17 protein-coding genes are annotated in these 22,342 nt (G+C 33.3%); 7 read left to right on the forward strand and 10 right to left on the reverse strand.

The window, feature by feature from the left end; translation table 11 throughout:
- Nucleotides 1-2 precede the first annotated feature (2 nt).
- From QMG60_RS02320 to QMG60_RS02330, 3 genes are read right to left on the reverse strand one after another with little or no spacing between them, the layout of a single operon-like run.
- Nucleotides 3-563 (reverse strand): biopolymer transporter ExbD, encoded by a 561-nt coding sequence (locus QMG60_RS02320; RefSeq protein WP_134142574.1) that lies wholly within the window; start codon nt 561-563, stop codon nt 3-5.
- A 19-nt stretch (nt 564-582) separates the two neighbouring features.
- Entirely contained in the window at nt 583-1,194 is a 612-nt protein-coding gene (locus QMG60_RS02325; protein ID WP_134142576.1) for a biopolymer transporter ExbD, read from the reverse strand.
- 43 nt (nt 1,195-1,237) lie between these two features.
- Entirely contained in the window at nt 1,238-2,062 is an 825-nt protein-coding gene (locus tag QMG60_RS02330) for a MotA/TolQ/ExbB proton channel family protein (protein WP_008464979.1), read from the reverse strand.
- Between the two features lie 381 nt (nt 2,063-2,443).
- Here QMG60_RS02330 and QMG60_RS02335 point away from each other — a divergent pair, with 381 nt between their 5' ends.
- On the forward strand, nt 2,444-3,961 hold the full coding sequence (locus tag QMG60_RS02335; protein ID WP_281866745.1) for a helicase HerA-like domain-containing protein: 1,518 nt from the start codon (nt 2,444-2,446) through the stop codon (nt 3,959-3,961).
- 77 nt (nt 3,962-4,038) lie between these two features.
- Here the strand turns inward: QMG60_RS02335 and QMG60_RS02340 are convergent, their stop codons facing one another.
- Nucleotides 4,039-5,379 (reverse strand): NAD(P)/FAD-dependent oxidoreductase, encoded by a 1,341-nt coding sequence (locus QMG60_RS02340; protein ID WP_281866746.1) that lies wholly within the window; start codon nt 5,377-5,379, stop codon nt 4,039-4,041.
- A 314-nt stretch (nt 5,380-5,693) separates the two neighbouring features.
- Between QMG60_RS02340 and QMG60_RS02345 the strand changes: the two genes are divergently transcribed.
- The 4 genes from QMG60_RS02345 to QMG60_RS02360 all read left to right on the forward strand — a co-directional run bounded on the left by QMG60_RS02345 (nt 5,694) and on the right by QMG60_RS02360 (nt 10,379).
- A complete protein-coding gene (locus tag QMG60_RS02345) occupies nt 5,694-6,488 on the forward strand; it encodes an AraC family transcriptional regulator (RefSeq protein ID WP_281866747.1) in 795 nt (264 codons plus the stop codon).
- Nucleotides 6,489-6,563: 75 nt separating this feature from the next.
- The gene (locus QMG60_RS02350; RefSeq protein ID WP_281866748.1) at nt 6,564-8,072 is read left to right on the forward strand and encodes a class A beta-lactamase-related serine hydrolase; all 1,509 of its coding nucleotides are present in this window, start codon (nt 6,564-6,566) and stop codon (nt 8,070-8,072) included.
- A 245-nt stretch (nt 8,073-8,317) separates the two neighbouring features.
- Complete coding sequence (locus tag QMG60_RS02355) at nt 8,318-9,778, forward strand: serine hydrolase (RefSeq protein ID WP_281866749.1); 1,461 nt, start codon at nt 8,318-8,320, stop codon at nt 9,776-9,778.
- A 151-nt stretch (nt 9,779-9,929) separates the two neighbouring features.
- Entirely contained in the window at nt 9,930-10,379 is a 450-nt protein-coding gene (locus tag QMG60_RS02360) for a hypothetical protein (RefSeq protein ID WP_134142583.1), read from the forward strand.
- Between the two features lie 330 nt (nt 10,380-10,709).
- Here QMG60_RS02360 and QMG60_RS02365 read toward each other — a convergent pair whose 3' ends face one another.
- Nucleotides 10,710-13,100 carry a penicillin acylase family protein gene (locus QMG60_RS02365; RefSeq protein WP_281866750.1) on the reverse strand — a complete coding sequence of 797 codons (2,391 nt, stop codon included), beginning with the start codon at nt 13,098-13,100 and terminating at the stop codon, nt 10,710-10,712.
- 116 nt (nt 13,101-13,216) lie between these two features.
- On the opposite strand from QMG60_RS02365, the gene QMG60_RS02370 reads away from it, so the two are divergent.
- Both QMG60_RS02370 and QMG60_RS02375 read left to right on the forward strand, forming a co-directional pair.
- Nucleotides 13,217-14,773, forward strand: a complete 1,557-nt coding sequence (locus QMG60_RS02370; protein ID WP_281866751.1) for a hypothetical protein — start codon at nt 13,217-13,219, stop codon at nt 14,771-14,773.
- Nucleotides 14,774-14,941: 168 nt separating this feature from the next.
- Nucleotides 14,942-16,753: a hypothetical protein gene (locus QMG60_RS02375; RefSeq protein WP_281866752.1), complete on the forward strand. Its 1,812-nt coding sequence runs from the start codon at nt 14,942-14,944 to the stop codon at nt 16,751-16,753.
- Nucleotides 16,754-16,809: 56 nt separating this feature from the next.
- Here the strand turns inward: QMG60_RS02375 and QMG60_RS02380 are convergent, their stop codons facing one another.
- The 5 genes from QMG60_RS02380 to QMG60_RS02400 all read right to left on the reverse strand — a co-directional run bounded on the left by QMG60_RS02380 (nt 16,810) and on the right by QMG60_RS02400 (nt 22,341).
- Entirely contained in the window at nt 16,810-17,250 is a 441-nt protein-coding gene (locus tag QMG60_RS02380; RefSeq protein ID WP_281866753.1) for a YMGG-like glycine zipper-containing protein, read from the reverse strand.
- Between the two features lie 344 nt (nt 17,251-17,594).
- The gene (gene kynU / locus QMG60_RS02385) at nt 17,595-18,872 is read right to left on the reverse strand and encodes a kynureninase (RefSeq protein WP_281866754.1); all 1,278 of its coding nucleotides are present in this window, start codon (nt 18,870-18,872) and stop codon (nt 17,595-17,597) included.
- A 318-nt stretch (nt 18,873-19,190) separates the two neighbouring features.
- Nucleotides 19,191-20,240 (reverse strand): tRNA preQ1(34) S-adenosylmethionine ribosyltransferase-isomerase QueA, encoded by a 1,050-nt coding sequence (gene queA, locus QMG60_RS02390; RefSeq protein ID WP_057115071.1) that lies wholly within the window; start codon nt 20,238-20,240, stop codon nt 19,191-19,193.
- Nucleotides 20,241-20,650: 410 nt separating this feature from the next.
- Nucleotides 20,651-21,880 carry a 3-phosphoshikimate 1-carboxyvinyltransferase gene (aroA, locus tag QMG60_RS02395; RefSeq protein ID WP_281866755.1) on the reverse strand — a complete coding sequence of 410 codons (1,230 nt, stop codon included), beginning with the start codon at nt 21,878-21,880 and terminating at the stop codon, nt 20,651-20,653.
- A gap of 134 nt (nt 21,881-22,014) precedes the next feature.
- On the reverse strand, nt 22,015-22,341 hold the full coding sequence (locus QMG60_RS02400; protein WP_012022600.1) for a nucleotide pyrophosphohydrolase: 327 nt from the start codon (nt 22,339-22,341) through the stop codon (nt 22,015-22,017).
- Between the last annotated feature and the right edge of the window lies 1 nt (nt 22,342).

The following is a 22,342-nucleotide window of genomic DNA, read 5'->3' on the forward strand; positions in this document are numbered from 1 at the left end:
TCTTATTTTTTATCTATCAATTTCGTTTCCTCTGGTGAAAACTCAGGAACAATAGCATAAGTATCTACTCCTGAAATTGCCATCTCATCCAATATATCAACCAAATTACGGTAATTTGATTTTTTAGTTGGTTTAATGATCACAATGATACCGTTTTTAGGTTTCCCTAAAGCAGCAGAATAAGCTAAAACATTCTTTTTTTGTTTTAATAATTCTCTACGAATACCATCTTTACCATAAGTTATGTCTTTTGGTCCTACTTTAGGACTAGCCAATAACCCCATGTAATAAACCATTTTATTGTCTCCACCTAACATTACTGTCATAGTACGATTTTCATCCACTTTGGTATCAACTTTCGGTTTATTAGGATCATCGTCTTTATCTGGCAACGACAAATCCATCGATTGTGGTTTTGACAACGAAGTGGTCAACATAAAGAATGTGATCAATAAGAATGCCAAATCCACCATAGCCGTTAAATCGACTTTAGAATTCTGCTTTTTGCTTCTTACTTTACCACCTTTACCACCGCCACCGTCGCCGGTATTTAATTCAGCCATTTTAGTGTATATTTTTTAATTAAAAGTCTTTTCCTCTCGTACCTGTAACTAAGTTAAAGGAATTGATTTTCTGATCTTGCAAAATATCCATAATTTTTTTAATTTTTGGATATTCTTCCTTAGCATCTCCTTTAATAGCAATCTGCAATTCTTTATCATCTAAATCAATTGTAGCTCTTCTAGAGATTAAAAGCCATTCTTTTAATTGATTATCTAATGAATCCAAAGGAATTCCAGGCTGATTTGCTTTGGTTCTGTCCGCCGCTTTCATGTCAATGATTTGCTTTAAACCTGTAACTGGCACACCAAAATCGTCCATTAATGCAAATTTGGCTTTATCTTCTTCAGAGAAAGTAATACCATATTTTGCACCAATTCCTTCAAGAGTTCTTTTACGAACCTCTCTACCTTTGATGTCAAAAAATACTTTTCCTTTTCCTACTGTAATAATCGCCAAATCTGTATCTGGCAATTTAGTTTGTACAGTAGATGCTGGAGTATCTACAGGAAGTGCTTCTGGCACTTTAGCAGTAGCGGTCAAAATAAAGAACGTTAGCAAAAGGAATGCAACATCACACATCGCAGTCATATCTGTCGATGTCGACTTTTTTTTCATTTTTATTTTAGCCATTATCTTTTTATTTTATTTTTTTGATATAAATATCAAAAATTAATTATTGTCTTAAACTTCCTCTGAATTTTCTGTAAGTATTAACGATTGTAGTACCAGCCTCATCGATAGAGTAAGTTAAATCGTCAATTTTAGCAGTAAAGAAGTTGTAAGAAACAATTGCTAAGATAGAAGTAGAGATACCTGTTGCAGTGTTGATAAGTGCCTCAGAAATACCTGTTGCAAGAGCAGCTTGGTCAGGAGTACCAGCAGAAGCTAACGCACCAAACGCTTTAATCATACCAGATACAGTTCCTAATAATCCTCCTAATGTACCTAAAGATACTAAAGTAGAGATAATAGTCATGTTTTTCTCTAACATTGGCATTTCTAATGAAGTTGCCTCTTCAATTTCTTTGTGGATTACTTCTGAAGCTTCTTCGCTGTTGAATCCTTCTTTTTTAACATCTTGGTATTTTACCAAAGCAGATTTAATTGCGTTTGCAACTGAACCTTGTTGTTTGTCACATGAAGCGATAGCAGCTTCGATGTTTCCTTCTTTAATACTACCTTGAACACTTTTCATGAATTTGTCAAGATTAGTTTTTCCAGCAGCTTTACCGATAACAATAAATCTTTCAATAGAAAAAACAACAACCATTAAAAACATACCTAATAATACTGGTACGATGAAACCTCCTTTATATACTTGTCCTAATGTATTGATTGGATGTCCTGTTTCTGGATTACCTCCTTCGAAGTTAGCAGAATCCCCCATGATTACTTTCCAAATAAACACCCCTACTAAGATACACGCTACAATAATGATTCCTGTAATCATTCCTCCCCCATTTGAAGTGCTTTCTTTTTTAACTTTAACGTTTGCCATTTTTTTTAATTTTAATAGTTTTAAATAATTTTTATTTTTTAGTTATATTTAACTTGTAGAGGAGCAAATTTATACGTTTAGTTTAAATAAAAAAACTTTTTTTAATTTTATTGACCGAAATTTAACTTCAATTTAAAAAATATCTCATTAAATTGCCACCATCATTTTTTAGATAAAACAAAAAAAAGGTAGATAATTAGAAAAATTACAACGTTTTAGTAAATATTCAAAGATTCCATTGATATCTTCTTAAAAAGCTGCGAATTTTTTTTTTATTAAATTTTCAATCAAAAAAAGCTTTTTCTTACTAAAAAAAACCACAATAAAAATGCCCAAAAACAAAGCAATACTCATATAACCATCTAAATTACAAATAAAAACATGAATAGAAAAGATAATTTTATTGCTGCTATAAACACAGGGTACTCTTCAAAGGGAGACAGCATCATCCTTGGGGGCGCAATGCTTGACGGTGAGCCACTTGCAGAAGCGCATGTGAAAATTCCATTAAAAACTTTAAATCGCCACGGATTAATTGCTGGTGCAACCGGAACAGGAAAAACTAAAACAATCCAAGTTTTTTCTGAGCAGCTTTCGAATGCTGGAATTCCAGTTTTAATGATGGATATTAAAGGTGATTTTAGCGGTATTGCTAAAGAAGGAAAAGAGGAAGGTTTTATTACAGAACGACATTCAAAAATAAACATACCTTATAATGTAGCTTCATTTCCAGTTGAACTAATGTCGTTGTCTAAACAAAACGGAGTTCGTCTGCGTGCCACGGTTTCTGAATTTGGACCTGTTTTGTTTTCTAGAATATTAGATCTTAATGATACTCAAGCTGGAGTTGTAGCGGTTATATTTAAATATTGCGATGATAACCAAATGCCTTTACTAGATTTAAAAGACATTAAGAAAGTTATCAATTATATTACAGAAGAAGGCAAAGATGAAATTACTGCAAGCTATGGTAAAATTTCAACTGCAACTACTGGAACAATTCTTAGAAAAATTATCGAATTAGAGCAACAAGGAGGCGACATATTTTTTGGCGAATTATCATTTGAAACTGATGATTTAATGAGAATTGATGAGAATGGAAAAGGTTATGTAAATATCATTCGCTTGACGGATATTCAGGACAAACCTAAATTATTTTCTACTTTCATGTTAAGCCTTTTGGCGGAAATTTATCAAAAAATGCCTGAGAAAGGAGATGCAGAACAACCTGAATTAGTGATTTTTATTGACGAAGCACATTTAATTTTCAATGAAGCCAGTAAGGCATTGTTAGAGCAAATTGAAACTATTGTAAAATTAATTCGTTCTAAGGGTGTTGGTGTTTATTTCGTAACTCAGAATCCAATGGATGTTCCTAGCGGCGTTTTAGCTCAATTAGGATTAAAGATTCAGCATGCGCTTAGGGCTTTCACGGCAAATGATCGTCAGGCAATTAAAAAAACAGCGGACAATTACCCAACTTCTGAATTTTATAAAACAGATGAATTACTGACAAGTCTCGGAATTGGAGAAGCTTTGGTTACAGCGCTCAACGAAAAAGGTGTTCCAACTCCGCTTGTTGCGACAATGATGCGTGCGCCACAAAGCCGTATGGATATTTTATCTGCTTCTGAAATTGATGAAATAAACAACAAATCGAAATTGGTCAAAAAATATGCTGAAGAAATAGACCGAGAAAGTGCTTACGAACTACTGACCAAGAAAATTGAAAGCGCTAATCAAGCTACAGCAGAGCAAGAAGAACAAGCGCCTACAAGATCTTCAAAAGCAGAACCAAGTACAGCAAGTGTTGTTGGAAAATCGGTTTTGAAAGTTGTAACAAGCGCTACTTTTATTAGAGGTGTTTTTGGAGTTTTAACCAAAATCTTTAAGAAATAAACAATACCACAATGTCAAAAAACAAATATCAATTACAATATTGAAAATTGTAATTGATATTGACATTGTTGTTAAAATTATTTAGATAACAATTCAAGAATTTTATTTTCGACTTCGGGAGAATTCCAGATATTTTCGATGTTATCCAGCTTTAAAACTTCTTCCATAATTCCGTTTTGGAAATCTCCAATAGCCAAAGCTTCTGCGTACGGACGATCACTAAAAGTTACACGGCTGTAAAGCGGAATCCATTTATCTGGGTGTTTATCTGAAAATATCTTTTCTATTTTCTTTTGTAATAAGAATTTTTCATCTGCCGTTTTTGTACTCATTTCCATGAAATTTCGATATGAAAGTTCTGCAATTGCATCGGCATTTGGTTTACGGGAAATTTGATATTCGGTAAAGATCTTTTTCCAGTCGTCTCCAAATTTCTCTATCATTTCATTTAAAACCGTAATATCTTCAAAACCTGCGTTCATTCCTTGTCCGTAAAATGGAACAATTGCGTGGCAGGCATCTCCGATCAAAGCAATTTTATCTTCGTAAGTCCACGGAAAACATTTCATGGTCACCAAAGTACTGGTTGGATTTTTAAAGAAATCATTGGCCAGTTCTGGAATTACTTCAATAGAATCTGGGAAATTTTTCTCAAAAAAATCTTCTACCATTTTTCGATCAACAAGTGATTCAAAAGAATTTTGACCTTCAAAAGGCATAAATAAAGTACAGGTAAAACTTCCGTCAAGATTAGGAAGCGCAATTAACATGTACTCTCCTCTTGGCCAAATATGAAAAGAATTTTTGTCTAATTTATGCGTTCCGTCTGCATTTGCTGGAATGTTCAATTCTTTGTAACCCATGTTTAAAAATTCCTGAGAATAATTAAACATACTCTGACGCTGCATTCTGTGGCGGATTCTAGAAAAAGCACCATCTGCTCCAAAAACCATATCGTATTTTCTTTCCTCCCACTCTCCTCTTTCGCTTTCGCCAATATGCAGCGTCGCGTCGCTTAAGGTAACATCCCAGATTTTCTGTTCAAAATGAAATTCGGCTCCAGCTTCTTCTGCAAGATCAATCATTTTTCGGTTTAGCTTTCCTCTGGAAATTGAGTATATAGATTCGCCTTCTTGTCCGTAATTCTGAAAATTCAGTTTGTCTACTAGATGAATTGCACGTTTGTCCATCGGAATTGCAATTTCTCTTACCGAATCTCCAACACCAACTGCATCGAGCGCTTTCCAGCCTCGGTTGGACATTGCCAGATTAATTGAGCGACCAGAAAAATTAATTTTTCGAATATCAGGACTACGATCATAAACATGAACGGTGTGACCAGCTTTTTTAAGATAAATTGCCAGCAGTGATCCTACAAGTCCAGAACCTACAACTGCAATTTTTAGTGAAGTTTGCATCAGGGAAAATCTAATATATAAGAACGTAAAAATAAGTAATAATTACACATAAGCTTTAAAATAAACCAAATATTTGCCCATCAAGTCTAATATTTACTTGGGCATGTCCCTTCGGGCCGGGCTTTCGGCTATATCTTTTATTCCGTTTCTCTTCATAAAAGGATACTGCCTCTATCCCTCATGCGGCATCTATTTTCATAACTAAATCATGTATAATATATTTTATAGATTCCAATGTCAATAAAAATCTTAATTAAAAATACTACTTTAGTATAATTAGAATTATTAAACAAAATATTGGCAAATCGAAAAAAATGAACCTCTACTCAGAACATTACGTAACTCCAAAAACGGAAAGGTTCGTTAATAAAATTTGGTGTCTGGACAACAGCATCGGCGAAGACCTGATCGAAAACAAACTCGTTTTACCAAACGGCTGTTTTAATCTCGCCATTGTAAGCGGAAATGCGATAGAAGTTCATACGAGTAAAAAGAAATACGAGATGAACGAAGGCATTTACTTTTGTTCGCAAATGACCAATAAAGTTTTGGTCAATATCCAGCACAAAACTAAAGTTACAATTATACAGTTTCATGGCTGGACGCTTTCGATGTTTCCGAAATATGATTTAGGCGATTTTACAGATTCTATTGTTCATATTAATGGCGAAGAATTACCTTTTAAAATTCATACTTATTTAGATATTAAAACTTTGCTAGATACAATTAATGTATATTTTGAAGAATTGACTTTTTCAAATCCAGACAAAGATCTAGTTGAAAAAATATGTGAAATCATTAAACTTAATAACGAAGAAATTTCGGTTTCGGAAATTAGCAAAACATTAAATTTATCACAGCGATTACTGCAAATCAAATTTAAGACCGCAACTGGACTTACAATTAAAAAATACATTCAGATTTTGAAGTTCAGAAAATCGGTTGACCAAATGGTGAATTCTGATTTAGAAAAATTAAAACTAACTGATGTCGCTCTTTACAACAAATATTTTGACCAGTCGCATTTTATAAAAAAGTTTAAAGATGTCACCAAAACGACTCCAAAAACGTTCGATCCCGATTCGTATTTTCTTTCTCAAAAAAGATAAGTATTCGCATTTATACAATTTTGCAAATAATGATTGACTTACTTTTGCAAAATCAATCATCATTCATCAATCAAAATGAAAATCAATCACACTTTTTTTCAACTAAAAACTTTTTTAGTTGGAGTACTTCTCATCCAAATTCAAATCGCATTCTCGCAGGAAGAAAAAAGCTCGGCTTTGTACAAGACCATTATGTCAAAAGACAGTCTTCTTTTTAATATTGGCTTTAATACTTGCGACATTAAACAATTTGAGAACTTATACACGGACGATTTTGAGTTTTTTCACGACAAAGACAGTATTTCGGACAAGGCGCTATTTTTAAAAAACTTAAAAAACGGAATTTGTGCAACGCCCCGAAAATACAATTACCGCAGAGAATTAGTTGATGGAAGTACTGAAATTTATCCGCTTTACAAAAAAGGCGTTTTGTATGGCGCCATACAAATGGGCACGCATCGATTTTTTGAAAGCACTGCTGAAAAACCCGAAGAAGCAGGAAGCTTTGCCAAGTTTACTCATCTTTGGCTTTTAAAAAATAAAGAATGGAAATTAGCCCGATCGCTGAGTTACAATCATCAAATGACAAGTTCTACAGCCAATAAAGTTGGCCTTTTTGACAATGTTGAAGAAACAGAAAAATGGCTTAAAGAAAATAATGTTCCCACTTTAGGAATCGGCATTATTACGGATGGTAAACTAAAACAGGTAAAGGTTTTTGGCGAACTTCAAAAAGGTGTTTCGGCACCTTACAATACGATTTGGAATGTCGCATCTTTAACTAAACCGGTTACGGCTGTTGTAACTTTAAAGTTAGTAAGTTCTGGAAAATGGGATTTAGATGAACCTCTTTATAAATATTGGACAGATCCAGATATTGCAAAAGATCCCTATTTAAAATTATTGACGACCAGAATTGTTTTAAGTCATCAGACTGGTTTTCCGAATTGGAGGTCTTTTAATGATTCTAACAAACTGGATTTCAAATTCAAACCTGGAACTAAATACCAATATTCCGGAGAAGGTTTTGAGTATTTACGAAAAGCCTTGGAGAAAAAATTTCACAAAACATTAGATCAGCTGGCTTCAGAATTAATTTTTGAGCCGTTGAAAATGAATGACTCTCAACTTATTTGGAATAATAAAATCGATCTTTTGAGATATGCAATTAATTATGACAACAAAGGAAATGCCTATGAACCAACAAAAAATAAAACTGCCAGTGCCGCAGACGATTTACTAACAACTATTGAAGATTACGGAACATTTTTGTGCAGCGTTATGAACGGTGACGGTTTAAGCAAAAAAGTTTTTGAAGCAATGAAATCACATCAGGTTTCAACAAAAAAAGACAAATACTTTGGTCTGGGTTTTGAAATTTATGATTTAGGAAATGAAAACTATGCTTTATCGCATGGTGGTGCAGACAAAGGTGTTCAGACTATTTTTTTACTGTTGCCACAAACAAAACAAGGATTAGTAATTTTTACCAATGTTGATGACGGCTATAAAATTTATGAAGATATCGTTGTGCATTACCTAGGAAAAAATGGAAGAAAAATAGTCGATATCGAAACGAAATAAAGCCAATATAGACCGTATAAAGAGTAGCTTTTAGTCTATGCTCGAATTCGTTTTTTAAATTAAATGAAAAAAAATTGATTGATTGTGAAACCAAATCGAAAATCGCTCGTCTAACATTTTAAGACCTTACATTTATTTCAGTAAAAAATCGTAATTTCGACACAAAACACTGAATATCTAATGGTTATCAGGTTTCAATCATCAATCAAAAATGAATCATTTATTTCAACCAACTATCAATCATTATGAAAAAATCAATCAAACTTATTGCACTCTTTGTAGTTTTTCAAATCTCGGCTTTAAGCACTTTTGCACAAGATAAAGCACAGCAAATTGAACAGCTTTTAGCTAAATACAACGAATACGGACAATTTAACGGCTCCGCTCTCGTTGCCGTAAATGGAAAAGTAATCTTAAAAAAAGGTTTTGGTTTGGCCAATATGGAATGGGATGTTCCAAATCAGCCTGATACTAAATTCAGATTAGGTTCTATCAGCAAACAATTTACAGCGTTTTTAATAGTAAAACTAGCTGAAGAAGGAAAACTGAAATTAGATGTTCCAATCACAACTTATCTGCCAGATTATCCAAAAGAAAATGGTGGTAAAATTACAATTCATCACTTATTGACACACACGTCTGGAATTCCGAATTATACCAGTGCGCCAAACTTTTTTAAAGATAAAGCTCGAAATCCGTATACTCCAGAAGAATTCGTAAAAACGTTTTCAAGTCTGCCGCTTGAATTTACGCCTGGCGAAAAATTCAATTACAGCAATTCTGGTTATTTTCTATTGGGTTATATTATTGAAAAAATTTCAGGGAAAACATACGAACAATATTTACAGGAAATTATTTTTACACCTTTAAAAATGGTTAATTCTGGTTATGACCACAGCGATGTCATTTTAAAAAACAGAGCGGCTGGTTACGAAAAACAGGGAAAAAAAATTGTAAACGCTGCATATCTTGACATGAGCATTCCGTATGCCGCTGGATCTTTGTACTCAACGGTAGAAGATTTGTATTTGTGGGATCAGGCGCTTTATACAAACAAACTGCTTTCAGAAAAATCCATAGAATCTTTATACAAACCATATATTAAAGCGTGGGGCGGTTTTTATGGATATGGATGGTCAACTTATGAAGCTCCGAATGGAGAAAACAGTAAATTAAATATTATTGAGCACGGAGGCGGTATTAACGGATTTAATACAATCATTTCTCGTATTCCTGCAGATAAGAATCTTGTAGTTTTATTAAACAATACAGGCGGAACCGTTTTAGGCGAAATGAACACTGCTATTCGTGCTATTTTATACAATCAGCCGTTTGATCAGCCTAAAAAATCGCTGGCATTAGATTTATTGGATATCTATAATGAAAAAGGCGCAGCGACTGGAACCGAAACTTATAAAAAACTGAAAAATGATCCTACATACGCTATCAAAGAAGGAGATATGAATCGAGTTGGATATCAGTTATTACAAAACGGAAAAAAGAAAGAAGCAATTGAAGTTTTCAAAATTAACGTTGAAACTTTCCCAAAATCAGGAAATGCTTTTGACAGTTTAGGTGAAGCTTATCTAGCAGATGGTGATAAAAAATTAGCTATCGCGAATTACAAAAAATCAGTCGAATTAGATCCTTCAAATGAAAACGGGAAAAAAGTATTAGATGAACTTTCAAAAAGTAAAACTAAATAACATTTAAAAAATCCTTTTAAAATTATCTCCGATAAAATAGATTCAAATCTTTTTTATCGGAGTTTTTTTTGTTACAATTTCTAACATTCAAATTGGATAATTTAGCTTTAAAAATATTATTTTAGCCCGACCCAAAATAACAATTTAACCTATGAAAAATTTTAAGAAACAAGGCTTTCTGGCTGTATTTTTATGTTTATTTATTTCTTTAAACTGTTTATCACAAAACAATTCGCAAGCTCCAGCAATGCCTTCACAGCAAAACAGAATTATAATTGATAAAATCGTCGAAGCAGCACATTATAAAAATTATGTGATTGATTTTTGTTTATCGAAAATAAACGAAACTTCGGCAAAAGAAGGCTGGAATGACCAGAAAACAATGGAGATCAGTCAAAGCATTAATTATAAAAATTTCAGGGATGCGATTTACAACAGTTTTGTTGTTTTTGATGAAGTAGAACTGGAAACTTTATTAAAAGCATATGAAAAAGACACCGCTTACCAGACTAAAAATGTAATGACTAATAATAAAGTGCTTATTAATAATCTGAATATTTTTGCTGCTGATATTGTGAAGGGGAAGTATATTTCTAAATAAAAAGGTGCTAAGGTTCTAAGATGCTAAGATTCTAAGTTTTTGTACTCTTTGTCAAAGTTTAAAACTTTGACACAAAGATTCAATTTTAAGTTGTCTTCTCATTTTTGTCATTTCGACGAAGGAGACTCGAGCAATAGTGACTGGCGGAGCAAATCTCCGCAAGAAGCCCGACCAAGATTAAACTCTCTTTGCGGAGTTACTTACGGAGATTTCTCCTTCGTCGAAATGACAATATTCTGGTTATTTTGTTTAATACAAATTTCTTCAAAATCTTGGTTTTAAACTTTTACAAAGAGTAAAAAAACCTGAAACTTGAAACTTGAAACAAAACTATCCCTTCGGTTTAAAAACCAACTTTGTTGAAGTTTTTATAATCTCTTCTTTATTCAATTTCATTTTTCTGAATTTTCCAGCGTTGTACATTTCGGCTTGGTCGTCGTAATGTTTACTAAACGGATTTCCAGATTGTCCCGTAGGCAGAATACTCCAGCTGTTTTCGACATCAGAGAAATCAACAATTCTTCTGGTTGAAGGTCCGCCTTTTGTATAATATTTTCCTTCGTCATTAAATCCGAAAAACAAATTATTGATTACCTCATTTGAACCTGGCGAACTAAATGGCCCGACATTAAATAATCTTCTAAGCGCTGCCACTTTTCCTAAAGGATGTTCGTGCTCAACGGTATGTACTTCTCCCCATTTCCAATTAGAAACAGTATTTCCTAACTGATTTTGTAATGATATAATTGCATCATGAAAAGATTTTGAAACAATTTGTTTTCTAGTTTCTTTTACATTTTTAGTTTTAATATTATCCCACCAAACCGAATTTTCATTTTTAATTTGATTGGCGATAACTTGTTTTCCAACAGAAATTCCTAAAAAGAGATTGAAATTTTCCTCGCCCATTTCGTCTTCAAAAGTATTTTTTAGATATAAATAAATCCATTTATTATAAATCGTTGGCGCAGTATCCTCTAAATTGTTGGTTCCTTTCCATGATTTTAAAACTTTTATGGCTTCTTTTTCTGTTGCTGAAATTGAGTTAAGATCAATATTCGAAATCAAATTCTTAACTACCTCAACAGCAACATCAGAGGTATTGTCATAAATCATTTTACTAATGGTCTCTTTATCCCAATCAGATTTCGCATCCATTAAACTTGAAATTCTTTTTGCACGATCTTCAGGCAGGTAATATCCTGGGTACAAATATCCATTATCTATAGCTTCAGGCTGATTATTAGCAGAATAAACATAACCCCATTTCGGATTTTCTGATGATGGGTTTTTATCAAAATCTAGATATTCGGTAATATCATCATTTCCGCTCGATCCATCTAAAATCAAATGTGTATTTACACCTTCTTTGTGTTTATATAATTTTCCTGTTGCCCACCAAGCCACATTTCCTTTAGCATCTCCATACATTACATTAAGTCCCGGCGCCGCGACAAGTTTTACGGCATTTTTAAATTCGTCCTTACTCTTCGCATGCGAAAGTCCGTAAACTGCATCTAGAATCTGAATTGGCTGATGGGTGTAAGTCCACAACATTGCAATTGGAGTTTTCTTTTCCAAACGTTCCAAAAAATCATTCATAATTGGTCCGTGTCGGCTTGATTTAATTGTCAAGACCACATCTGAAGTATCTTTAACTTTGATTACTTTTTTTCTGGTCTCATAAGCTGCAAAACCACTAGGTGTTTGATATTGAGTGGGATCTCCAGCTTTATTCTTTTCTTTATAAAAATCGATGTCATCATTTTCGAACATTGTTAAACCGTAAGCGTAATCACGATTGTGTGCCAGTAACGGAAATGGAGTTCCCGCAAGATAACAACCATATAATTCATGTTTTGGTGTTACAATATGAGCTTCGTACCAAGTGGCAGGCTGCGAAAATCCAATATGCGGATCATTTGCAAAAATCACTTTTCCACTTTTAGATTTATGAGGACCAACAACCCAGCTGTTGCTTCCAATAAACGGCGGAATTGGCGATTGATCCAGCATTGCCGCAACAGATTTTGCAATCTCTGAATATTCTTCTGTATTTTCTTTAGAAATTTTAATTTGGGTAGTATTAAACTCACCTTCAATTCCTAAATCTTTTAAATATTCGGCACCATATTTATTTTTAATATCTGTCAATAAAGGATCTGTTTTTTGCGCCATTGCAAAACTGAAAGACATATAACCAAATATATTGTAAACGTCCTTTATAGTGAACTTTTGCTTTTTTACGCCAACCAAAGTAAATTCGATTGGTGTTGTTCCTTCCTCCAAATATTGATTGATTCCATCCAGATAAGCTTCTGCCAATTTATAACTTTCACTGTTTTTGTCTAATTTGGCAATCGCTTTCGCAGAAGCTTCTTCAATACCAATTCCAGCAAAAAATTCATCATTTTTAAGTGCAACAGAACCAAAGATTTCAGACAATCTTCCTGGTGCAATTCTGCGAAGTAATTCCATCTGCCATAATCTTTCCTGCGCATGAACGTAGCCGAGCGCGGTCATGGCATCTTTTTCAGAATTGGCATAGATGTGAGGAATACCAAATTCATCAAAATAAACTGTAGTTTCTTCTTGGATATTTTTCAGCTGCAATTCTCCTTCGTACTTGGGTTTTAAATGAAAAATATAAGCGCATAAACCAACTCCAATTATAATTATAAGTACTAATAAAACCAGCAGAAATTTTTTAAATCTTCTCATATTTTGCAAAAGGTATAAACGATAAGTTGGTAAAATGATGTAATCGAAAAGAAGAATAATGTAAAAATCATTCTTTTTAAAAGCCTAAATTTATGTATTTAAAACCAATCCTATAAATGTCCATATATAAAAAAATAGCAATCGGTGTAATTTCTCTTTTTCTGCTAATGGTTTTTGCCAATATAGGTTTGAATTACTGGATTAAAAAACAGCTTCCGATTATTATTCACGAGAAAAATAAAACAGCGTACAATATCAATTACGAAAAAATTGAAGTCTCTCTTTTTTCTCGAAATATCTATGCTCAGACATTATTGGTAAGCCCGAAAAACCAGCCTAAAGACAGTAAAAACGGACTTTTTTCTAAAATAGAATCTATTACAATCAAACATTTTAATGTTTGGGATTTAGCTTTCCGTGATATTATTCAAGCCGAAAGTATTATTATCAATAAACCGCGAGTGATTTTATATAAAAAAGGCGAGAAACTTATCAATAACAGCAAAAGTATTAAAAGCGAAATTCTTGAACCTTTTCGTAAGATTATTGCAGTTTCGAATATTTATCTCAATGACGGAACTGTCGATGTGGTTTCTTTGGATACCGAAAAACCTATTTTCAGCATCAAGAAAATCATTTTGAAATTAGAAGGGATTTTGCTGACGGATGCGACTTTAAAAGAAAAAATTCCGCTGCAATATGAAAGCTACACTTTAGTAATTGACAGTTTATTTTACAGACCAAGTGCTTTTTATCATATTAATATTGGTAAAATAAGCACCGAGAAAAACTTTCTAAAAATTAATAATTTCTCTAATATTCCGCAATTTAACCGCCCAAATTTTATTAAACGTTTAGATAAAGAAAAAGATATTTATACGCTAAAATTCGATTCGGCACAAGTTTCAAAAATGGATTGGGGTTTTAAAAATGATCGTTTTTTCTTTAAAGCAAATTCAGTTGTAATCAATCATTTTGATGCGAATATTTATCGTGGCAAAATGCCGAAAGATGATTTGAGTAAAAAATACCTGTACAATCATTTATTGCGAAATATAAAATTCCCACTTCAAATTGATACTTTGCAAGTTCTTAAATCGAAATTGGTTTACGAAGAAGAAATTGATTTCTCTAAAGGTCCAGGAATTTTAAGCTTTGATAAATTCAATCTGCAGGCAACTAATCTGCGAAGTGGTTTTGGTTTGAAAAAAACGAATGATGTAAAAATTAAAGTAAAATGTATTTTCATGAAAACCTCTCCTCTCGATGTAGATTGGAGTTTTAACGTTCTCGATAAAAATGACGGATTTCACATTCAAGGTGTAATTTCAAATTTTGATGTTCGGGCTATGGGACAATTCAGTAAACCGTATATGAATGCCTCGTTTACAGGAGTTTTTAATAAGTACCGATTTAATTTTTATGGAAATGATAATATTTCTAAAGGAAACGCCTCTTTAGATTATGATGATCTAAAAGTAAAACTTTACAAGAAAAAAGATCCTAAAAAAGAAGCCAAGCTCAAATCGGCAATTGTCAATTTATTAGTCAAAAATGATTCAAAAGACAAAGCAAAAACTGCTGAAGTTGAACTGGAAAGAATTCAGGAAAAATCATTCTACAACTTTTTATGGAGAAGTATTGCAGAATCTTTGAAGAAGATTTTGATATAGTTTTTTTTGCCACGAATTAGACTAATTTTCACGAATTATTTTTAAAATATTTCGAATAAAAATTAGTGGAAATTCGTGTAATTCGCGGCAACAAATTAAACCTGACAATTATCAGGTTTTAGAAAAATCATTTTTTCAATATTTGTCTTTATTTTAACCCAAAGACAAATGACAAAAACACCTTTACATACTTTTCATATTCCTGTAATGGGTCTTGCCTATACGATTGACAGTCCAATTCGTGTTGCACAATATGGTATTTCGTCTGTTATTTCTATTGCCGATGACGATTTAATTGAAAAAATGCGTAATTTCTACAGCACTAAATTCAACATTCCCTACGAAGAAATTACCCAGAAATTTCACGATTACCGGGCCGAAAGAATTACGTCTTACTTAAATTTAGTTGACAAAATTGTAAAAGAAAAATTCGAAATTTTTAAGAAGGAATTAGCCGAAAGCAAAACGACACTTGAAAACTTTATGTCGATGCTGCCGAATACTTCCGACATTAAAAAAGGATTTCAAAATTTGCTGGATGACGGAATTGCTTTTAAAGAAAACATTCAGAATTATATCGAAACGCATCTTTTTCCTGGCGAAATCGACGTAAACATTATGACAAAATTGGATAAAGATAATTTTGTTAAAAACGCACAGCTTCCTGTAGAATTTAATGATGCCCATGCCGCTTTAAGAGGTTTTGCAAAAAGTAATTTAGAATCTTCTGTTGTACTTTCTGCTGGAATGAATCCGAGATTATTCGGTTACTTTGAGAACTTTCAAGATTTTTTCCCAAACGAAAAAAACGAACTTAAAAAGAAAATCATTTTAAAAGTGAGCGATTTTAGATCGGCAATGATTCAGGGAAATTTCTTGGCCAAAAAAGGACTTTGGGTTTCTGAATACCGAATCGAATCTGGATTAAACTGCGGCGGTCACGCCTTTGCCACTGATGGACTCTTATTGGGCACTATTTTAGAAGAATTCAAGCAGAAAAAAGAACAATTGGTACAATCGGCTCACGATTTAATGATTAAAGCTTTACAGCTCAAAAATCAAGTTTTTCCAGAAACACCTTTAGAATTAAAAATTACAGTTCAAGGCGGTGTTGGAACTGCAGAAGAACATGAATTTTTATTATACGAATATAAAGTCGATTCTGTTGGCTGGGGATCTCCATTTTTATTAGTTCCCGAAGCAACATCTGTAGATCAGGAAACTAGAAGTTTATTAAAGAATGCCAAAGAAGACGATTTTTACCTAAGTCACATTTCGCCTTTGGGAGTTCCGTTTAACACTTTACGAGGCACGACAAACGAAATTTTAAAGCAAAAACGCATCGAAGAAAATAAGGCTGGAAGTTCTTGCCCAAAGAAATTTTTGGCTTTAAGTAAAGAATACGATCCACACGGAATTTGTACGGCATCCAAAAAATATCAGGATATTAAACTACAAGAATTAGATGCAAAAAAAGATTCTCTATCTCCAGAAGAATTCGAAAAAAGCAAAATCAAAATAACAGAGAAATCTTGTTTATGCGTTGGTTTAGCAAATGCTTCTTATCTTGAAAATGATATTAAAATAAAAGGCCAGTCGCAGGGTGTGGTAATTTGTCCGGGACCAAATCTGGCTTATTTTGATCAAGAAGTTTCTTTAAAAGATATGCTGCAGCACATTTATCAAGGAAAATCGATTTTGAGAACTAATGATCGTCCGAATTTATTTGTGAAGGAATTAAAAATGTATGTTGATTATTTTAGAAATGAAATCGAAACTATTTCTGGCGAATTAACGGCCAATCAACTAAAAAAATGGAATTCTTTTAAAATAAATATTCTAGAAGGAATTGAATATTATCAAAATTTACTTTCATCTACTTTGTATTTTAAAAAAGAAGAAGATAAAATACGAAATCAATTCAATTTCTATAAATCAGAATTGAATGCCATTCAAATTCCCACATTAGAATTAGCATAAAACAAAACGCCGATTTAGGATTCTAAATCGGCGTTCTTATTATAAAGATTTAATATCTATTCTTTTTTATTTTTGCTGTCAATAACAGCACCAGTTCCTGTTCCTAAAGCAGCACCGGCCAAACCTCCAATAATAGCTCCTTCGCCTTTTTTCTTACTGACGATTGCTCCGGTTGCGGCACCAACTCCAGCACCAATTACAGCACCTTTAGCAGTTGCACTCCAGCCTTTCTTTTTGGTTGTAGTCGTTGTTGTTGCTGTATTTCCGTTTGCAGCTTGCTGATGCACCACTACAACTTTCTCTTTTTCAGATTCAACTTTTTGCTCTTCTTTTATCTTAGCCATTTCCGTCTTCATTGAATCGATAACGCGTTGTTTATTAATCTCAACTTTCATTGAATCAATACTGGCTTGCTTGGCTTTATTTAAATCTTGTTTACTTTGATTTTGACAAGAAGTTAAAAGAATCGCCGCTAAAATTATATATAAGCCTTTCATGATTATAGTTTTAATAATTATACATTACAAAATACGGAATATCTGCCATAATGATTGTTACAGAATTTTTTCGAAAGTTTATAAGATTAGAAGATTAGAAGATTTGATATTTAATTATTAATTATTGTAGTTGATTTATTAATCGCACAAAAGCGCAGAGCCGCAAAGTTTTTTTCTCATCACTACTTTCTTGCGGAATATAAAAAAAGGCTTTAGCCAAACTTTTACAGTTTGGCTAAAGCCCTTTTGATTTATGTTTTATTGTCATCCAGCTAAAGCTGGACGCTATTCAAACTTTAAGATTAAACTTTCCGACTCTGCGCCTTTGCGAGATTCATCAACTTTTACTTCCCTAAAATTCCTGTTTTCAGAATTTGCCCGAAGTCGTACATGTCTTCATAAGAACAATATAATGGAACTGGAGCTAAACGAATTACGTTTGGTTCACGCCAGTCTGTAATTACTCCATTTTTCATTAAATAATCGAACAAACTTCTTCCTTCTCCATGAAGAAAAACTGATAATTGTGAAGCTCTCTCTGCAGGGTTTGAAGGCGTAATAATTTCAAAATTCCCTTTTACTTCTTTGTCAATTTCGTGCAGAATAAATTCTAAATAAGAGGTAATATGATCACGTTTTGCAATTAAGGCGTCCATTCCAACCTCAGCAAACATTTCTACAGAAGCCAAATATGGTGCTAAAGAAAGGACTGGAAGATTACTAATCTGCCATCCTCCTGCTCCATGAACTGGATCAAAGTTGGGTTCCATTTTAAAACGGCGTTCTTTATTGTGTCCCCACCAGCCTGCAAAACGCGGTAAATCTGAATCGTTATGATGTTTTTCATGAACAAAAACTCCAGAAGCATTTCCAGGTCCTGAGTTCATATATTTATAACTGCACCAAGCTGCAAAATCTACATTCCAATCATGCAATTCTAATTTGATATTTCCAGCAGCATGTGCTAGGTCCCAGCCTACTTTTGCACCCGCTTTTTGTCCGGCCGCTGTAATAGTTTTTATATCGAAAACTTGTCCGGTATAATAATTTACCCCTCCTATTAAAACCAAAGCCAGTTCATCGCCAACTTCTTCAATTTTTGCTAAAACATCTTCAAGACGAATATTGTGTTCGCCTTCGCGACGTTTAATTTCTACGATAGCATCTTCTGGTTTATATCCATGAAAATGAACCTGACTCTGAAACATATATTGATCTGATGGAAAAGCTTTTTCTTCGCAGATAATTTTATAACGTTTTCCTTTTGGCTGATAAAAAGAAACCATTAGTAAATGGAGATTTACTGTCAAAGTATTCATTACAGTAACTTCTGACGGAAGGGCGCCGACAATTTTACTCAACGGTTCTGCAAATCTTTCCTGATAATCCCACCAAGGTTTTTGTGCATAAAAATGACCTTCGACAGCCAATTCTGCCCAGTCATTCATTACTTCATCAACATAAGCTTTGGTACGTTTTGGCTGTAATCCTAAAGAGTTTCCTGTAAAATAAATGACACGTTTATCATTCACTTTTGGAAAAATAAATTCGTTTTGATAATGATTTAATGCATCTTGAGCATCAAGTTGTTTCGCGAATTCGCGTGTATTTTGAAAAGTCATTGTGTTTTTGTTTTGGATGCTAAAATAACAAAATTTGTTTGTTTTGTTTCAAGTTTCAGGTTTCAAGTTGATATGCTTTTTGTGTTAACCGCAAAGTGCGCAAAGATTTTTATCAAGGTTGACATTTACAAACGCTAAGTTCGCAAAGCTTTGCGTTCTTTAGCGCCTGTCAAACACAAACTGAGCAAAAAATCTTTGCGCACTTTGCGGTTAACTGCAGAACGAACTTGAAACCTGAAACTTGAAATAAAACTATAAAAACAGAAAACCCGACAGGTTTTAAAAACTTGTCGGGTCTCTATGTAAAATAAATTCTAATTAAAGAATTAACATCGCGTCTCCGTAAGAATAGAATTTGTATCCTTCTTTGATCGCTTCGTCGTATGCTTTTTTCATTAAATCATGACCACAGAAAGCAGAAATCATCATTAATAATGTTGATTTTGGCGTGTGGAAATTTGTAATCATACAGTTTGCAATACTAAAATCATGAGGAGGGAAAATAAATTTATTTGTCCATCCTTCGTACGGATTTAAAGTATTTTGAGAAGAAACAGAACTTTCGATTGCACGCATAGAAGTTGTTCCTACTGCACAAATACGTTTTTTCTTTGCTTTTGCCTCATTTACAATATCACAAGCTTGTTGATTGATAATCAATTCCTCTGAATCCATTTTGTGTTTAGATAAATCTTCCACCTCAACTGGATTGAAAGTTCCTAAACCAACGTGTAAAGTTACCTCAGCAAAATTTACTCCTTTGATTTCTAATTTTTTCAAAAGGTGTTTTGAGAAGTGTAAACCAGCAGTTGGCGCTGCTACAGCTCCTTCTTCTTTTGCGTAGATAGTCTGGTATCTTTCAGCATCTTCGGCAGTTACTTCTCTGTTGATGTATTTAGGAATTGGAGTTTCTCCAAGTTCTGTCAATTTGTTTCTGAATTCTTCATAAGAGCCATCGTATAAGAAACGTAAAGTTCTACCACGAGAAGTTGTATTATCAATTACCTCAGCAACTAATGAATCATCGTCACCAAAATAAAGTTTGTTACCAATACGGATTTTTCTAGCAGGATCTACTAAAACGTCCCAAAGGCGTTGCTCAGAATTTAATTCTCTTAATAAGAAAACCTCAATTCTAGCTCCAGTTTTTTCTTTGTTTCCGTACAAACGTGCAGGGAAAACTTTTGTATTATTAAGAATTAAAACGTCTCCATCATCAAAATAGTTGATAACGTCTTTAAACATTTTATGTTCGATAGTGTTTTTTTTACGGTCAATTACCATTAAACGAGATTCATCTCTGTTTTCTGCTGGAAATTCAGCCAAAAGTTCTTTCGGTAAATTGAAATTGAAGTGTGATAATTTCATATTTGAAGTTAGATTTTAAAATATCAATCTTAGACTTTTTTATCTAAAATTTTAAATCGCCTGCAAATATACGATTGTGAGATAGGCGTTGTCAAGTGTTTTGACGTTTATTTTCAAAAGTCCTTGATTTTGTGCGGTTTTAGCGACCATTTAAAATGTTTTTTTTCTTACACAAACCTGTTCAACGTATTATTGTCATTTCGACGAAGGAGAAATCTTCGGAAGTAGCTCGACAAAGATTGGATTTTCGTTGCGGAGTTACTTACGAAGATTTCTCCTTCGTCGAAATGACAAACTTTACGATTATACTCAAATTCGAACATAAAAAAACCTCTGGTTGAAACCAGAGGCTATGTTTTATTGCACTTTTATTTAAATGAACTTATATAACTTATATGGTTCAATTATTTCTACAATTCTGAAACTTGGAAATTTAAAGCTTTTAAATCATTCCAGAAATCTGGGTAGGATTTTGAAACAACTTCTGCATCATCAATAATAATTGGAACTTTAATTGCTAAAGGAGCAAAAGCCATTGCCATACGGTGATCGTTGTATGTCGCGATATGTACATCGTGATTAATATTTCCAGAACGCTCTAAAGTCAAGCTGTCATTAGTTACAGAAATATTGGCTCCTAATTTTGTAAGCTCGATTTTTAAAGCTTCTAGCCTGTCCGTTTCTTTGATTTTTAAAGTATGAAGACCCGTTAAGTGACATCCAATACCTAAACCTAAACAAGTCACTACAATTGTTTGCGCAATATCTGGTGTATTGTTCAATTCAAAATTTACGTCTTCATAATTGAATCCAGCAACTTTCTCCAAAGTCATTTTGTTATTTTGGAAAGTAGTTTTCACACCCATTTTTTCATAAAGAGAAACTAATTCTGAGTCTCCCTGCAGGCTGTTTTCTTTATAACTGCTCAATGTGATTTTGGCAGCATCCGACAGCGCCACTAAACTAAAGAAATAAGAAGCAGAACTCCAGTCTGATTCTACAACCATTTCTTTTGATTCGACTGCTTCTTTTGGAAAAACTTTGATTACGTTTCCTTCAAAACTAGTTTGAATATTTAAATCATTCAAAAGAGCCAAAGTCATTTTAATGTATGGAATTGAAGTGATCTCTCCTTCTAAAGTCAATTCTAAACCATTATCTAGTTTTGAAGCAACTAATAAAAGTGCCGAAATATATTGACTGCTTACATTTGCAGCTAATTTTACTTTTGAAGCAGTAACTTTTTTCCCTTTGATTCTGATTGGCGGATAACCTTCTTCTTTCTCGTATGAAATCTCAACTCCTAATTGAGCCAAAGCTTCCACCAAAATTTTGATTGGACGTTCCTGCATTCTGCTCGATCCTGTCAACACCACTTCTCTTCCTTCGTTAACAGAAAAATAAGCTGTAAGAAAACGCATTGCTGTACCTGCGTGATGTATGTCTACAATTTCGTCATTTCCTGCAAGTGCTTTCTGCATTACTTCGCTGTCATCGGAATTTGAAGTATTGGCTAAAGTGATATTTGGAAATAATGCTTTTAGTAATAGTAAGCGATTCGTTTCACTTTTAGAACCGGTGATATTTAGTTGCGAATCATCAATAGTGAATATTGAATTCGTGCTTAATTTTAAATTCATTTTTTTAATTGTAAGTTGTGAATTTTGAATTATGAATGATTAGAAACATAATTCAGCCCCGCAATTTACCACTCCCCATTCATAATTCAAAATTCAAAACTCATAATTCAAAACTTAGGAGTAATATTTCACAATTATTTCAATTTATCGTTGTTTTTATGACGATCTTTATCTCTAACCGATTTTAAGTCCATTTTTTTATCAAAAGCGGCTTGTAAATCGATTCCTGTTTGATTTGCCAGACATAAAACCACGAAAACGACATCGGCTAGTTCTTCGCCTAAATCTTTGTTTTTATCACTTTCCTTTTCTGATTGTTCTCCGTATCTGCGCGCAATAATTCTTGCTACTTCACCTACTTCTTCTGTTAACTGAGCCATGTTTGTTAATTCGTTAAAATAACGAACACCATGTTCTTTTATCCAGGTATCAACATCTAATTGGGCATTTTTTAAATCCATC

This window comes from Flavobacterium sp. GSB-24 (assembly GCF_027924665.1).
Classification (GTDB): Bacteria; Bacteroidota; Bacteroidia; order Flavobacteriales; family Flavobacteriaceae; genus Flavobacterium.

Excerpts from the sequence above, each read along its gene's own strand:
- QMG60_RS02320 (WP_134142574.1), bottom strand. The coding sequence starts at position 563 with ATGGCTGAATTAAATACCGGCGACGGTGGCGGTGGTAAAGGTGGTAAA.
- QMG60_RS02325 (WP_134142576.1), bottom strand. The coding sequence starts at position 1,194 with ATGGCTAAAATAAAAATGAAAAAAAAGTCGACATCGACAGATATGACT.
- QMG60_RS02330 (WP_008464979.1), bottom strand. The coding sequence starts at position 2,062 with ATGGCAAACGTTAAAGTTAAAAAAGAAAGCACTTCAAATGGGGGAGGA.
- QMG60_RS02335 (WP_281866745.1), top strand. The coding sequence starts at position 2,444 with ATGAATAGAAAAGATAATTTTATTGCTGCTATAAACACAGGGTACTCT.
- QMG60_RS02340 (WP_281866746.1), bottom strand. The coding sequence starts at position 5,379 with ATGCAAACTTCACTAAAAATTGCAGTTGTAGGTTCTGGACTTGTAGGA.
- QMG60_RS02345 (WP_281866747.1), top strand. The coding sequence starts at position 5,694 with ATGAACCTCTACTCAGAACATTACGTAACTCCAAAAACGGAAAGGTTC.
- QMG60_RS02350 (WP_281866748.1), top strand. The coding sequence starts at position 6,564 with ATGAAAATCAATCACACTTTTTTTCAACTAAAAACTTTTTTAGTTGGA.
- QMG60_RS02355 (WP_281866749.1), top strand. The coding sequence starts at position 8,318 with ATGAAAAAATCAATCAAACTTATTGCACTCTTTGTAGTTTTTCAAATC.
- QMG60_RS02360 (WP_134142583.1), top strand. The coding sequence starts at position 9,930 with ATGAAAAATTTTAAGAAACAAGGCTTTCTGGCTGTATTTTTATGTTTA.
- QMG60_RS02365 (WP_281866750.1), bottom strand. The coding sequence starts at position 13,100 with ATGAGAAGATTTAAAAAATTTCTGCTGGTTTTATTAGTACTTATAATT.
- QMG60_RS02370 (WP_281866751.1), top strand. The coding sequence starts at position 13,217 with ATGTCCATATATAAAAAAATAGCAATCGGTGTAATTTCTCTTTTTCTG.
- QMG60_RS02375 (WP_281866752.1), top strand. The coding sequence starts at position 14,942 with ATGACAAAAACACCTTTACATACTTTTCATATTCCTGTAATGGGTCTT.
- QMG60_RS02380 (WP_281866753.1), bottom strand. The coding sequence starts at position 17,250 with ATGAAAGGCTTATATATAATTTTAGCGGCGATTCTTTTAACTTCTTGT.
- kynU (WP_281866754.1), bottom strand. The coding sequence starts at position 18,872 with ATGACTTTTCAAAATACACGCGAATTCGCGAAACAACTTGATGCTCAA.
- queA (WP_057115071.1), bottom strand. The coding sequence starts at position 20,240 with ATGAAATTATCACACTTCAATTTCAATTTACCGAAAGAACTTTTGGCT.
- aroA (WP_281866755.1), bottom strand. The coding sequence starts at position 21,880 with ATGAATTTAAAATTAAGCACGAATTCAATATTCACTATTGATGATTCG.
- QMG60_RS02400 (WP_012022600.1), bottom strand. The coding sequence starts at position 22,341 with ATGGATTTAAAAAATGCCCAATTAGATGTTGATACCTGGATAAAAGAA.